Source organism: Acinetobacter legionensis, from assembly GCF_048551735.1.
In the GTDB taxonomy this organism is placed as follows: domain Bacteria; phylum Pseudomonadota; class Gammaproteobacteria; order Pseudomonadales; family Moraxellaceae; genus Acinetobacter.
In genome coordinates, this window is record NZ_JBIMBV010000001.1 from 51,340 (window position 1) to 64,124 (window position 12,785).

The window sequence follows — 12,785 nt, forward strand, 5'->3', positions numbered from 1 at the left end:
AATAAAAAAGCCATTTGATCAAAAGTGGCTTTTTTATTGGTAAATGGCTTTTATCTCTGTTCCTTTGGGAATACTTGTAATATCCCACTGAGTGATGGCTTGAACCAACATTTTATCTGGCTGATCTAAGTCCACTGGCGCTTGTCCAAGCGCTATAATCGCCTCTAAAAGCAATTCAGACGCATGTTTGACATCAAGGGCTTGAGCATGGTTCTGTTTAGAGAGTTTTTGCCCTAGATGATTCATTGCAAGCGGCAAGTGCATATATTCAAGAGCGGGATAGCCTAAAAGCTGCCCTAGCCAAATTTGACGTTCAGTATTATCCAATAAATCCGCACCACGTACCACATGGCTGATCTCTTGTAAATAATCATCGACAACGACTGCCAATTGATAGTTGATAATGCCGTCACGACGTGTGAGAACAAAATCACCTAAATCGTGGTGTAAATTAGCGCAATGTTGCCCTTGTAATCGATCATTGAAACAAATATTTTGATCAGACACTTTTAAACGAATGGCTTGGTTTTCGAAGTCGAGCTGTTTGTCTCGGCAAGTTCCAGCGTAGATATGATTTGACCCTAATATTTTTCGGGTACATTCACAAGCATAAACTAAATTGTTTTGTTTGAGTTGTTCGATTACTGACTGGTAAATGTCTAAGCGATGTCTTTGATAAACGATTTCAACATCAGATTGGAAACCAAAAGCGTCTAGACACTTTAAAATGTGCTGTTCACTATCTGGATAAATACGTGGAATATCCGTATCTTCTATTCGGACGATCCATTGCCCATGATGAGCTTTAGCATCGCAATAACTCGCAACAGCAGTCACCAAGGAGCCAAAATGTAACGGCCCTGTGGGTGAAGGTGCAAACCGTCCTTTGTATACAGTATTCTTCCTCCCTCCCTTTGGAAAAGAGAGGGGTGGGGAGGAATTTGACACAGCGTTAACCGTTATTTTGCTTCTCTTTGATCTCAGCAAGGGTTTTGCAATCGATACATAAAGTTGCGGTTGGTCGTGCTTCTAAACGGCGTAAACCAATTTCGATACCACACGTTTCACAGAAACCATAGTCGTCATTTTTAATCGCTTCAATAGATTGCTCTATTTTGCGAATAAGTTTACGTTCACGGTCACGGGTACGTAACTCAATGGCAAACTCTTCTTCTTGCGTAGCACGGTCATTTACATCAGGTAAAGAAGAAGATTCATCTTGCATTGTATTTAGGGTGCGATCCACTTCCGACATCAATTCAGCTTTCCATGCCAGCAAAATTTTACGAAAATGTTCGAGCTGCCCCTCAGACATGTATTCTTCATTTTTCTTTGGCTGATAAGGCTCGATACCGAATAGACTTGCTGTAGTACCGTTTTCATTGGTCTTCGGCTTGGTTTTACGCACTCGCTTTACAGACTTATCATCTGCTGCTGTTTGTTCTTCCAAGACTTGATTTTGGTTGTCATTCGCCATAAAGGGCATTCCTCATCATATACGTATTATCTATACGCAAAAAATATGGTGATATGCAAGTATTTTTTATCACTACCAACAGAATGAATCTATCGGGGGCGTCATCATATAGATTTTTTTACCAAGATGAAAGTCACCTAACCCTGAATTAGACTTTCTGCATATCTCGTTGGACGAATAACTTAATAGAAAAAAACAAAAATGAAAAGCTAGTAACCTGAAATTTCTTCATTAATTGTAACTTTGAAGTGATCCAAGCGGTGTACAAAGGTCTCAAATTCACCATTGGCTTTTAAATGTAAGCAACGGTAACCAGGTGCAATTGGATCAAATGAAAACTCTTGGCTGAGTGGTTTAAATTGCACACAAGTCGCAGGCGTAGAAATAAAATGTATTCCATTCCATATATTATAGGACTCTTGATGAACATGACCATGTAAAACAGCTTTGATGTTATCAAATGGTTCAAGTACAGCTTTTAATTCATCTGCATTTTTTAACTTGTGCTGATCGAGCCATTTCGAATGCATATCAAAAGGATTATGATGACAAGCGATGAGTATGAATTTGTCGCTCATTTTTTCCAATAACAGTTTTAGATGTGCCAATTGTTCTGTTTGAATGTTTCCATCAGTACGCCCGCTCACAGCACTATTCAGCAAAATGATACGCCATTGATCTAACTCAATAACTGCGGGAATCGGTTCTGGCGCATGGAAGGGAAACAAGTTCAGATTGTCGTGATTTCCTGGAATTTGATAAAAATTGATACCAAAACGCTGCATATAATCTAAATAGCGCGCATAGGTTTCTGGAAACGCAGCTTGAGCCAAATCACCTGTATGTAAAATTAAATCGATATTTTTATAGCGTTGCTGAATATCATTCATAACGGCATGAAAGCTTTCTTCAGGATTAATCCCGACAAATTCAGCCTCAGGTCTATCCATCAGATGTGTATCTGTGATTTGGATAATTACTCTATCTTTATCAGTTTGCGGCAATATCTCTGATTGCATGCCTTTCCCCTAGACATTTTCAAATGTATGCAAGTGCTGTTGTAGCCATTGCAAAGCCATAATCACAGGCGCATTTTTTAAACGATTACTTTGTAATAAGATGCACAGATCTGAATAATCAATGATATGAAGTTTGATATTTTCACTTTCATCAGGCATACCAAACACCCCACCTTCAGCGGGTAACGCTGCTTGAGCAACATAGAGATGGAAGATTTCATCACATGCACCAGCAGATGGATAGAAGCTAAACAAGTGTCTGATTTGATTTAATTCACATCCAGATTCTTCAACGCTTTCTCGCCGAATGCAACTTTCTGGAGATTCATCTCCATCGAGTACACCTGCGATGATTTCAAGTTGCCAAGGTGAAACATCATCATCAATCGCCCCCACACGAAACTGTTCAATCAATGCAAATTTCTGTTGCTGATCATTATAAATCAGTACACCAGCAGCCTCTTTACGGCGAATCAATTCACGTTGGATGGTTGTGGTATATTCAGTTTGATTAAATAATCGGTGTCGCAAGCTCACTTTTTCGACTTGAACAAAACCTTTAAAGGCATATTCACGAGATTGTATTTCTACATCATTAGGTGTGTAGGTTGCTTGCTGAATGATGTTCATGTGCACAGTTAGGATGAAACATATTCATTTCATCCTAACTGAGAAATAGTGAAAGACAAAAGTTTTTTTTAAACTTTACACTTTATGGTACAACTTTTGCCCTTGTTCCTGATAAACGGATTTCATGGTTTTGAGACCATCTTCTATAACCGTTTTGTTATTTACAGGGTGTGCTGCATTTTGTTGATTTTGTGCATAATCTCGCACGTTTTGAGTGATTTTCATCGAGCAGAACTTGGGTCCGCACATTGAACAGAAGTGTGCGGACTTATGTGCCTCTTTAGGCATAGTCTCATCATGCATCGATCTTGCTGTATCTGGATCGAGGCTGAGATTGAACTGATCTTCCCAACGGAATTCAAAGCGTGCCTTAGATAAAGCATTGTCACGGACTTGTGCACCCGGATGTCCTTTGGCTAAATCAGCAGCATGTGCTGCGATTTTATAGGTGATAATCCCGTCTTTAACATCTTTCTTATTGGGCAGGCCCAAATGCTCTTTTGGGGTCACATAACACAGCATGGCCGTGCCATACCAACCAATCATTGCTGCGCCAATCGCAGAAGTAATGTGGTCATAGCCTGGAGCAATATCTGTGGTGAGTGGCCCAAGGGTATAGAACGGTGCTTCTTGACAGACTTCAAGTTGCAGGTCCATATTTTCTTTCACCATATGCATTGGAACATGGCCTGGCCCTTCGATCATGACTTGAACATCATGTTTCCATGCTCGATGGGTCAGTTCACCTAAAGTGCGTAATTCTGAAAATTGCGCTTCATCATTGGCATCTTGAATACAACCTGGGCGTAAACCATCACCTAAGCTGAAAGACACATCATAGGCTTTCATGATTTCGCAGATTTCATCAAAATGTGTATAGAGGAAATTTTCTTCATGATGTGCCAAACACCATTGCGCCATGATCGAACCGCCACGTGATACGATTCCAGTCAAACGATTGGCTGTCATTGGCACATATCGCAATAAGACCCCAGCATGAATGGTGAAATAATCGACACCTTGTTCAGCTTGTTCAATTAAAGTATCTTTAAAAATTTCCCATGTGAGGTTTTCTGCAACACCATCGACTTTTTCAAGTGCTTGATAAATAGGAACTGTACCAATTGGAACAGGCGAGTTACGGATAATCCATTCACGAGTTTCGTGGATATTTTTACCTGTCGATAAGTCCATGATGGTGTCTGCACCCCAACGGGTTGCCCATGTCATTTTCGACACTTCTTCATCTATTGATGAACCCAAAGCTGAGTTTCCGATATTTGCATTAATTTTCACCAAGAAATTACGTCCAATAATCATGGGTTCGCATTCAGGATGGTTAATATTGGCTGGAATGATGGCACGCCCTTCAGCGACTTCCTTACGCACAAATTCAGGGGTGATTTGCATAAGATTGTGGGCGCCAAAATTTTGTCCTGCATGTTGGCGCATATCTACACCCTCATGCTGGCGTTGATTTTCACGAATGGCAATGTATTCCATTTCAGGCGTAATAATACCTTGCTTGGCATAATGCATTTGAGTGACATTATTGCCTGTTTTTGCACGACGTGGTTTTTGAATATGGGCAAAACGTATTTCAGCAGTACGAATATCTTTCAGACGTTCTTGACCAAATTTAGAGGTTAAGCTGGCTAAATGCTCAGTATCCGCACGTTCTTCAATCCAAGATTCACGTACATTGGGTAAGCCTTTATTCAAATCAATGTGTACGTTGGGATCGGTATAAACACCTGAAGTGTCGTAGACCATAATTGGTGGATTTTTTTCACCACCAAGGCCTGTTGGGGTATCCGTGAGTTCAATTTCACGCATCGGTACTTGAATATCTGGGCGTGAACCTTGAATATAAACTTTTTTAGATGCGGGTAAAATTCGAGTCAGATCTTTGGCTTCTTGCTCGTGTTGAGCCAATTGATCAGCAGGGGATAGATTCGTTAATTGGTTCATTACAATGATCCTTATGAATGACATCAACGAATCAAGCACGACCAAAAACGGTGGCAAATCTAGTCTATTTTATCTGCTAAATTCATCATCAGAATAAAGCGCTATTGCGACAAAAATAGATAAACTATGGGCTGTCAGTTTTTAGATGCTTGATTCCTACGCAGGTCTTAACCTGATCAGGTTCAACGGTACTTTAGTTTAAGTTTTGGCAAGGAGATGCAAAACTGACTAAATCTCAGCGAGGTATTACTCGCGCTCCGTCAAGCGATGTTCAAATCTTAGCATGTTCTTATTGAAAATATGCTGGCATACAGATATCAATTTCAATTATTTTCTTGAGCCAGAATTACCTCGACAGATTTTCTAATTTTTTGTTCAAATGCTTCACGTTGTGCTCGGATGTCTTGCTGTTCAGCTGAATTATCTTCAGGATACTGGCTAGATGGTTTTGGCATTTGTTGCCAAAGCGTTTCACTTGCATTGATTAAATTCACAAATTTCTGTGCAGTTGGGCTACTTGCAGTTTTACTTCCTGCAATTTTTTCAATCGCTTTGATTGCTTGTTCATCTGCAATTTTATCGTCATCGAACCAGAGCGTGCGAGTGTTGTCCTCGCCTTGAAAAAGTGCACTACGGTATTGTTCAATGTTCTCTACGACTTGATGTTTAAAATGGTTGTTGGGGTAGTCTTTATTGAATTTTTCCCAATATAACAGTCGATTGGCCACTTCATCAAAACTAATTGCTAACCCTGCGTCCATAATATAGTTGGCACCTGTATACTCTTTACGGATCTGTTTAAAGTAGACCTGATCTGATTTTTCTAAATAGGGTGCAAAAGTATCCAGATCATATTGTGGATGCTGTACAAAGGTGTACTCACCTTCGCCGATATAAAATTTTGCTAAATATAAGTCTTTTGAGTGATCAACTAAATATTTCTCACGAGGTTTTAACTTTTTATACAGTTCTTGTTTTTGTTGAGCTGTCATCGACTGACCGTCTGCAAGTGTGTCGGTCATATATTGAAATACTTCAGGCGAGGCATCTGCGATGAGTTTTTGATAAATGTTTTCAATTTTTGCTTGCCATTGATAGCGTGTTTTTAATGGAGTAGATGCGAGACATTTTTTAAATAATTGATTGAGGTCATTTAAATCTTCAACGATAACCTTTTTTTCTAATTTTTTGATGCTTGTATCTATCTCGTTACAGTTTTGTGGAACAGCTGGAATTTCAATTGTACGGGTCTGAGCCACTTCAGAAGCAGCTGCTTCGGTTGTTTCATTTTTTTGATTATTCTCATGTTTTTGGCAAGCGCTGAATTGGACACAAATGAAAAGTGTTGTGAGTGACAAATGTTGTTTTAAAACTTTCATAGAATGACTGTTGTTGTGAGTTATTGAATGCCACAAGAATAATAAAAATTGAACTGAAATAACATCTAACTGTCAGAACAAATCGCATCGCTAAAGCAATCTTTTTTAACACGCTTAAAGTCGATTGGGCTTAGATTTAGATATTGATTGAGTTGGGAAAGTGCCAATAATTGAGGAATATTTTCTAGTTTAGTGCGTTCTTTTTCACTAATTTGAATTTTTTGTTGTCTTTGCTCTTTGCTCATGTTTAAAAAATGAACAAACTTTTTCGCCTGTGCTGAAAGCTCACCATCATTAGATTTTGCCAATCGTTCAATCACCAACCAACTTAAGGCATCTATATCGGTTTGATTTTCAAAACTTATCGAAATAGGTGCTTCTTCAGTACCTAAAAATAATAGACTGCTATATGCATTTTTTAGGAACTGCGCATCATTTAAAAAAGGGCTATTGGGGTAGGTTTGCAGGTAATCTTGCCAAAATTTAGCTCTTTTGGCAGTTTCTTCAGCATCAATATCGAGTTTATGATTTTTAAAAAGTGGGTGAGTATTTTGTTCTGCAAGATTTTCGATAAAAACTTGTTCAGGCGCAGTTAGATACGGCGCGAAAACTTTTGCTAGATATTGCGGGCTTCTACGATACACAATTTTATCATCTGTTTGTTCGGTCAGCTCAATATAAGCTTGCCCTTTGTGACGTAATAAATATTGATCACGAAGATTAAGTTGTTCAAATTTACTTTGTTGAATGGTGGGGTATGCAGCTTGATCTAAAGCATAATTTTCAAATGCTTGCTGTTGTTCTGAAGTACGTTCGATCTGTAAAAATTGTTGATACATACGTTTTGACTGATGCATCAATACCATTTGTTCCGCAGGTTTCATCAATGGCAAACACATACGAATATCTTGATTGACTTGCTCTATTGCAAGTGTGGTTCTTTTTTCGTTGATTGCAAGCATTTCATTTTTGAGATTTTGACAAATTTGAGTTAAATCAGGTATTGGATTTTCTTTTGGTGGAGTCTCTTTAGACTCTTTAACAATGTCAGTCGTTGGTTTTTGGCATGCGATAACCATCATGCAACTCAATATAACGAGTATGCCTGAAATGAGAAAATGAAGGATATTGCGAGGAAATTTCATTCGACCAGCATTTAAAAGAAGCTCAATTTTGTTCGGTGCCATTGTCGCTGAATCGAGGCTAAATAAATGAAATATTTTGTAGTTTTGTGATAATAAAACGTTAATTTTTGCAAGAAACTGAGGCGTGTGTCTAACTTAAGGTTGGTAAAAATTAGCATTCGATAAATAATCAAGAACTGGGTTTATATGGATTTTCATAGCAAAGTTACATATTTAAATTCAGTAGATTGTAGTAGTATATTTACTCTAATCACTTTGATTGGAAGCAAAATGAGCTATATTGAGAAATTTATTTGAAAGAAAAATACTTGTCATAAAATATTCATGATGAATGTGCTTTAATATTAATCCATAAAAATAGTTTTGTTGCGTGTGGAGCATCTAACCTTGAGCCCAAGTAATCCTGTATTAAACCATCACATATCTTCTCAATTTAATGAGGACTTACAGGATGTGAATACCAAATTTATGACCATGGGTGGTTTGGTAGAACAACAAGTCGCAAATGCAGTGCACGCTTTATTGGATACCAATGCCAATATGGCGATTGATGTTCAATTTCAAGACAATACAGTCAATCGTTATGAACGAGAAATTGATGAAGCACTGACTTTGATTCTGGCGCGTCGTCATCCAGCTGCAATCGACTTACGCATGGTAATTGCCATGAGTAAAGCCAATACCGATTTAGAGCGTATTGGTGATGAAGCTGCAAAAATTGCCCGCATAGCACAGACTTTATGTGAAGAGGGTGAATCGCCGCGTGGTTATATGGAAACACGGCATATTGGTAATCAAGTGCGTGTAATGATTCATGATGCTTTAGATGCTTTTGCGCGTGTAGATGCAGAACAGGCTTTAAAAGTTTTGTTGGCAGATGCAGATATTGACCGTGAATACCAATCTGCGACGCGCACACTAATGACCTACATGATCGAAGATCCACGTCATATTAGCCGTGTAATCAATGTGATGTGGGTATTGCGTTCACTTGAGCGGATTGGTGATCATGCGCGTAATATCTCAGAACAAGTCATTTATATTGCAAAAGGTTTTGATGTTCGTCATACCAGCGTTGAAGAAATTGAGCAAAAAGTACAAGGCAAGTAATTGAATTTATGATCAATAAAAAGACCTGAATCATTCAGGTCTTTTTATTTGTAATATTTAAGATTACAAAAATAAAATTACACCTGAGCAAGTGCTTGTTCTAAGTCCGCAATCAAATCCTCGATATGTTCAATACCCACAGATAAACGCACCATATCAATACTCACACCAGCTGCTTTTAGCTCTGTTTCATTAAGTTGACGATGAGTGGTGGTTGCTGGATGACAGGCTAAACTTTTTGCATCACCAATATTCACTAGGCGAGTAAACAGCTGTAGTGCGTCGATAAAACGGGTACCACCTTCACGTCCATCTTTTACCCCAAAAGACAGAATTGCAGAGGGTTTACCTTTAACATACTTTTGTGCCAAAGCATGCTGTGGATGATCTTTTAAACCTGCATAGTTAACCCATTGCACTTTTGGATGCGCCTGTAAATATTCAGCGACTTTTTGTGCATTTTCAGTATGGCGTTCCATACGCAAATTTAGTGTTTCTAAACCTTGTAAAATTAAGAATACGCTGAGTGGGCTAATCGCTGCGCCTGTATTTCTTAATGGGACAACACGTGCACGGGCAATATATGCTGCAGCACCCAAAGCTTCTACATAGTTCACCCCATGATAACTTGGATCGGGGGTATTTAAGACTTTGAAGCGCTCGGGATATTTGCCCCAAGGAAATTTACCACTATCGACAATCGCACCACCAATCGAGTTGCCATGACCTCCAATATATTTAGTCAATGAATGCACCACGATATCTGCACCATGTTCAAAAGGTTTCAGTAGGGCAGGTGTTGCAACAGTATTATCCACAATGACGGGTACACCATATTCATGTGCGATTTTAGCAATGGCATCTAGGTCAATAATATTACCCAACGGATTGCCAATCGACTCAACGAAAACCAATTTGGTTTTTTCATCAATCAAGCCGCGCAATGCTTCAGGATCTTGGTAATCAAAGAAACGTACTTCAATGCCTTGTTTAGGTAACGTATGGGCAAATAAATTATAGGTGCCGCCATACAGCGTTGAAACCGATGCAATATTGTCACCTGCTTCTGCAATAGTCTGGATTGAGTAAGTAATCGCAGACATACCAGAAGCCAATGCTAAAGCACCGATACCGCCCTCAAGTGCGCTCAGGCGTTGCTCAAGCACAGCTGTGGTTGGGTTCATAATACGTGTATAAATATTCCCTTGAACTTTAAGATCAAATAGATCTGCGCCGTGCTGCGTATTATCAAAGGCATAAGAGGTTGTTTGATAAATGGGAACGGCTACGGCTTTAGTCGTTGCTTCTGGTTCATAGCCTGCATGTATCGCAAGAGTTTCATCTTTATATGTCATGTTCTTCCGTCAACTTTTTATTAAATTTCAATAGAGTGTAACAAATAAATATATGAAGTAAACAAGGGTTTATATATTTTAAAATCATAAAAATAGATAAAGCCAACATTGTAGCCCGAGTTGAATTCAGTTTGAACGAGTAAATAGAGACCGAATATCGCTGAGTTCATTAAGCTGTCATTTGCTCAAACTAGCATAGACACTTCTATAAATTCTGTTATTAAAAAACACAATAAATAAGCAGTAATAAATAAACTAACTCGCCATAAAACAACTTTAACTTTAGTACGCTCTAGTTTACTGGGTTTGACCGCATGTTCTGATGATGAACAAAATTCAACAACACAGATGACCTTAACCAAAAATATAACATTGGCGTTTGGTGCTGACGCTTGTGTAATCATTGTCAAACTACAATGCACCAAGTTCAACTCAGACCAAGACACAATTTGTATATCATTATCAGTCGAATTTTTGTTGGTGATAATGTTTGAGATTGCAATTTGATTGAGATTATTGGTGTTGAAAATGTTTTCTTGATGCTTTTAAAATATCTCAATCAATTGGACAAATCTGAACAAAAATAGATAAATTCAGCGTATAATTGACGGTATTTATTTATTCGCATTTTGCGAATTTCTATTCATTATAGAGGAGTCCTACGTGGCCCAATATATTTACACGATGAACCGTGTGTCGAAGATGGTTCCGCCTAAACGCGAAATCTTAAAAGACATCTCTTTATCATTTTTCCCAGGTGCAAAAATTGGTGTACTTGGTTTAAACGGTGCAGGTAAATCTACCCTACTCCGTATTATGGCTGGCGTAGATAAAGATTTCTCAGGTGAAGCTCGTGCGCAACCAGGTATTAAAATCGGTTATCTTGAGCAAGAACCACCATTAGATCCAAATAAAGATGTTCGTGGTAACGTTGAAGATGGTTTACGGGAACCATTGGATGCATTGGCACGTTTAGATGAAGTTTTTGCTGAATATGCAGCTGAAGATGCTGACTTTGATGCGCTTGCAAAAGAGCAAGAGAAATTAGAAGCAATTATCCATGCTTGGGATGCGCATAACCTAAGTAACCAAATGGATCAGGCTGCGGCAGCATTGAATCTCCCAGCATGGGATTCTGACGTAAGCTTACTTTCAGGTGGTGAACGTCGTCGTGTTGCATTATGTCGTTTGTTATTGTCTAAACCAGACATGCTACTGCTTGACGAACCGACGAACCATTTGGATGCAGAATCTGTATCTTGGTTAGAACGCTTCTTGAAAGACTTTGCCGGTACAATTGTTGCAATTACCCATGACCGTTATTTCTTGGATAACGTTGCAGAGTGGATTCTTGAGCTTGACCGTGGACATGGTATTCCTTATCAAGGTAACTATTCTTCTTGGTTGGAACAAAAGAATGCTCGTTTAGAGCAGGAAAATAAACAAGAAGAATCTTTTGCTAAAGCATTGAAAAAAGAATTGGAATGGGTTCGTTCAAATGCTAAAGGTCAGCAAAAGAAAAACAAAGCACGTATGGAGCGCTTTGAAGAGCTTAACTCTCGTGAGTTCCAACAACGTAATGAAACGTCTGAAATCTATATTCCACCTGGTCCACGCCTAGGGAATAAGGTTGTAGAAGTTGAGGGCATCAGTAAATCGTTTGATGGTCGTCTACTTTATGAAAACCTATCTTTCACGGTGCCACCAACGGCAATTGTTGGTATTGTTGGTCCAAACGGTGCGGGTAAAACTACATTATTCCGTATGATGACAGGCGAACAGCAACCGGATACGGGTAGCGTTGTATTAGGTGAATCTGTAAAAGTTGCTTATGTTGGTCAGATTCGTGACACTTTAGATAACAATAAAACCGTTTGGGAAGAAGTTTCTGGCGGTTTAGATATCTTAAGAATTGGCGAATATGAGATCGCATCTCGTGCCTATATCGGTCGTTTTAACTTCAAAGGTCAAGATCAGCAAAAGCGTGTAGGTGAATTGTCTGGTGGTGAACGTAACCGTTTACAACTTGCAAAGATTCTTCAGATGGGCGCAAACGTGATTTTGCTCGATGAACCGTCGAATGATTTGGATATTGAAACATTACGTGCACTAGAGGATGCAATTCTTGTATTCCCTGGTACTGTTATGGTGGTATCGCATGACCGTTGGTTCCTCGACCGTATTGCGACACATATCTTGTCATTTGAAAATGAACAGCCTGAATTTTACGAAGGTAACTATGCTGAATATGAAGCATATCGCTTAGCTCGTTTGGGTGATGCTGCTGTGCAAAAACGGACCAAATACAAAAAAATTGGGGGTTAACTCCTCATTTTGTTGATAAAAAACCAGCTTTCGAGCTGGTTTTTTATTGCTGATAGAAATGACATAGTTGGTCTCGTGCTTCGAGATAACCCTGATTTGCAGCAAGTAATAACCATTTGTATGCATTGACTTTATCTGGAGATAATCCAAGTTGCCCCTGTAAGTAAATCATGCCTAATTTATATTGTGCTGAGCTATACCCTTTGAGTGCTGAATGTAAAAAATACCAAATCGCATTACGTTGATATTTATATATTTTTTCATTGTGATGGTAATCAATATCAAGTTTATACTGCTGATTCAGCGCTAAATGTTCATAACTGGTTGCGCGATGGTAAATGTGCATTGATTCAGAGATATTAAATGATTGATAT

At 38.8% G+C, this 12,785-nt stretch carries 11 protein-coding genes and 1 riboswitch; of the genes, 2 read left to right on the forward strand and 9 right to left on the reverse strand.

The annotated features are described in order from the left end of the window. Positions 1-33: 33 nt before the first annotated feature. The 7 genes from gluQRS to ACG9ZL_RS00245 all read right to left on the reverse strand — a co-directional run bounded on the left by gluQRS (position 34) and on the right by ACG9ZL_RS00245 (position 7,558). A complete protein-coding gene (gene gluQRS / locus ACG9ZL_RS00215; protein ID WP_336953640.1) occupies positions 34-948 on the reverse strand; it encodes a tRNA glutamyl-Q(34) synthetase GluQRS in 915 nt (304 codons plus the stop codon). Positions 949-952: 4 nt separating this feature from the next. After that, positions 953-1,477 carry an RNA polymerase-binding protein DksA gene (dksA, locus tag ACG9ZL_RS00220; RefSeq protein ID WP_336953641.1) on the reverse strand — a complete coding sequence of 175 codons (525 nt, stop codon included), beginning with the start codon at positions 1,475-1,477 and terminating at the stop codon, positions 953-955. Positions 1,478-1,686: 209 nt separating this feature from the next. Then, positions 1,687-2,496 (reverse strand): 3',5'-cyclic-AMP phosphodiesterase, encoded by an 810-nt coding sequence (cpdA, locus tag ACG9ZL_RS00225; RefSeq protein WP_336953642.1) that lies wholly within the window; start codon positions 2,494-2,496, stop codon positions 1,687-1,689. A gap of 9 nt (positions 2,497-2,505) precedes the next feature. Then, positions 2,506-3,126 (reverse strand): NUDIX domain-containing protein, encoded by a 621-nt coding sequence (locus ACG9ZL_RS00230; RefSeq protein ID WP_419358689.1) that lies wholly within the window; start codon positions 3,124-3,126, stop codon positions 2,506-2,508. A 75-nt stretch (positions 3,127-3,201) separates the two neighbouring features. Further along, entirely contained in the window at positions 3,202-5,097 is a 1,896-nt protein-coding gene (gene thiC / locus ACG9ZL_RS00235; protein ID WP_419358690.1) for a phosphomethylpyrimidine synthase ThiC, read from the reverse strand. A gap of 136 nt (positions 5,098-5,233) precedes the next feature. Further along, positions 5,234-5,367, reverse strand: a riboswitch (TPP riboswitch). Positions 5,368-5,420: 53 nt separating this feature from the next. Then, positions 5,421-6,476 (reverse strand): hypothetical protein, encoded by a 1,056-nt coding sequence (locus ACG9ZL_RS00240; RefSeq protein WP_419358691.1) that lies wholly within the window; start codon positions 6,474-6,476, stop codon positions 5,421-5,423. A 65-nt stretch (positions 6,477-6,541) separates the two neighbouring features. Continuing rightward, positions 6,542-7,558 carry a hypothetical protein gene (locus ACG9ZL_RS00245; protein ID WP_336953646.1) on the reverse strand — a complete coding sequence of 339 codons (1,017 nt, stop codon included), beginning with the start codon at positions 7,556-7,558 and terminating at the stop codon, positions 6,542-6,544. Positions 7,559-8,008: 450 nt separating this feature from the next. Here ACG9ZL_RS00245 and phoU point away from each other — a divergent pair, with 450 nt between their 5' ends. Further along, positions 8,009-8,731 carry a phosphate signaling complex protein PhoU gene (gene phoU / locus ACG9ZL_RS00250; protein WP_336953647.1) on the forward strand — a complete coding sequence of 241 codons (723 nt, stop codon included), beginning with the start codon at positions 8,009-8,011 and terminating at the stop codon, positions 8,729-8,731. Positions 8,732-8,808: 77 nt separating this feature from the next. Here phoU and ACG9ZL_RS00255 read toward each other — a convergent pair whose 3' ends face one another. Continuing rightward, on the reverse strand, positions 8,809-10,086 hold the full coding sequence (locus ACG9ZL_RS00255; protein WP_336953648.1) for an O-acetylhomoserine aminocarboxypropyltransferase/cysteine synthase family protein: 1,278 nt from the start codon (positions 10,084-10,086) through the stop codon (positions 8,809-8,811). Between the two features lie 663 nt (positions 10,087-10,749). Between ACG9ZL_RS00255 and ettA the strand changes: the two genes are divergently transcribed. Next, positions 10,750-12,411 carry an energy-dependent translational throttle protein EttA gene (gene ettA, locus ACG9ZL_RS00260; RefSeq protein WP_336953649.1) on the forward strand — a complete coding sequence of 554 codons (1,662 nt, stop codon included), beginning with the start codon at positions 10,750-10,752 and terminating at the stop codon, positions 12,409-12,411. A 43-nt stretch (positions 12,412-12,454) separates the two neighbouring features. Here the strand turns inward: ettA and ACG9ZL_RS00265 are convergent, their stop codons facing one another. After that, a complete protein-coding gene (locus ACG9ZL_RS00265; RefSeq protein WP_419358693.1) occupies positions 12,455-12,757 on the reverse strand; it encodes an SEL1-like repeat protein in 303 nt (100 codons plus the stop codon). Between the last annotated feature and the right edge of the window lie 28 nt (positions 12,758-12,785).